Here is a 1,377-nt window from a genome sequence, read left to right as displayed (position 1 = left end):
GACCCGCCAGTCGATCGCGGTGTCCGCGCTGTCGCTCGCCAACCAGTCGCAGGCGAGCGTGCTGCAGCTCCTGCGCTGATCCGCAGGCATCGCATCTCGACAACGAAGGCGGCGGGGGAAACCCCGCCGCTTTTCATTGGAGGGAACGAGGAGGGGGGCCGACGGTGCGGATGGCGTATTGCGACGAGCCCGTCAGGACAAAAAAGCCGGCCCGCCATGGGCGGGGCCGGGCCTTCGATCTACGATGTGTTCGGCGGAGGCTCAGGCCGCCGAGCTCACCGGCTTGTCCTGCTGTTCGGCTTCAGCCTGCTCGATCAGCTTCTTCTCATAGGCGACGAGCTTCTTGGCTTCCTTCAGCGCCTGGTAGAGATCGCCGTTGAGGATATGGCCGTTGATCGCCTCGATGATCGGCCAGGCGCTCGGCACCGTCGTGATGATGTCGCGCAGCAGGTTGAAATAGGTGCCGTGATCCGCGTCTGCTCCCGGCGAGATGTACATCAGCTGGACCGCAAGATAGACGAGCTTGGCCGGCGTGTCGGCCGTCTCCGGCGTCAGGATGTCCTTCTCGCGCAGGATCGGAATGTTCTCGCCGTCGATCAGGAGACGCGCGCGCTGGTCGGTGTTGGTGATCACGCAGGAGCCGATGATGATGCGCTCATGCGGCTTCAGTTCGACTTTCAGGGCCATTCTCATTCTCCGTTGCCGCATCGGCGTGGCGCCGAACCTGCTGCGTCGAGGCCGATGACCGGTCCAGCTGCCAGTCTAGATCGCGCGGGGAGTCTGCGCGCTCGATCGGTCGGCGCGCAGCAATCCTTTCCGATCATGGTTAACGGACGGTAAACGGCCGCGCACGCCCGGCGAATATGCGGTGTTTTCAAGGTGATCCGCGGCGAATCACCTCTGCGCGGCCGTGCCGATGCCGCGCATCGGGGACCGCGAGCGGCCGTGACTTCACTGTTTGTTAGCCGCTCGCATTTACCTTAACGCCCGTCGCCCGGTGGTGCAGTCACCGACGGGCTTCGCCTTGATCCTGAATGGATCGGGCAGTTTGTTTCACACCAGAAGGGTATGAAAATGTCAGGTATTGTTCTCTCGGCGTCGGTGCGTCAGAATCTGCTCTCGCTTCAGTCGACGGCTCAGCTCCTCGCCACCACCCAGAACAATCTCTCCACGGGCAAGAAGGTCAACTCGGCGCTCGACAATCCGACCAACTTCTTCACCGCCCAGGGTCTCGACAACCGCGCTTCCGACATCTCCAATCTGCTCGACGGCATCGGCAACGGCGTGCAGGTGCTGCAGGCCGCCAACACCGGCATCACCTCGCTGCAGAAGCTCGTCGACAGCGCCAAGTCGATCGCCAACCAGGTGCTGCAGAGC

Annotated in this window: 1 protein-coding gene and 1 pseudogene; one reads left to right on the top strand and one right to left on the bottom strand. The window is 63.0% G+C overall.

The annotated features are described in order from the left end of the window. Window positions 1-261: 261 nt before the first annotated feature. Window positions 262-687 carry a flagellar biosynthesis repressor FlbT gene (flbT, locus tag QX126_RS33505; RefSeq protein ID WP_315715996.1) on the bottom strand — a complete coding sequence of 142 codons (426 nt, stop codon included), beginning with the start codon at window positions 685-687 and terminating at the stop codon, window positions 262-264. 381 nt (window positions 688-1,068) lie between these two features. On the opposite strand from flbT, the pseudogene QX126_RS33500 reads away from it, so the two are divergent. Next, window positions 1,069-1,377, top strand: a pseudogene (locus tag QX126_RS33500) (flagellar protein); the annotation flags it as partial.

It is taken from the genome of Bradyrhizobium sp. SZCCHNPS1003 (genome assembly GCF_032381555.1).
Taxonomy (GTDB): domain Bacteria; phylum Pseudomonadota; class Alphaproteobacteria; order Rhizobiales; family Xanthobacteraceae; genus Bradyrhizobium.
The sequence above is the reverse complement of the archived record's forward strand: the minus strand, read 5'-3'. Positions and strand labels throughout refer to the sequence as shown.

What these genes read in the sequence shown, in the direction of transcription:
- flbT (WP_315715996.1), bottom strand. Translation starts at nt 687, where the DNA reads ATGGCCCTGAAAGTCGAACTGAAGCCGCATGAGCGCATCATCATCGGC.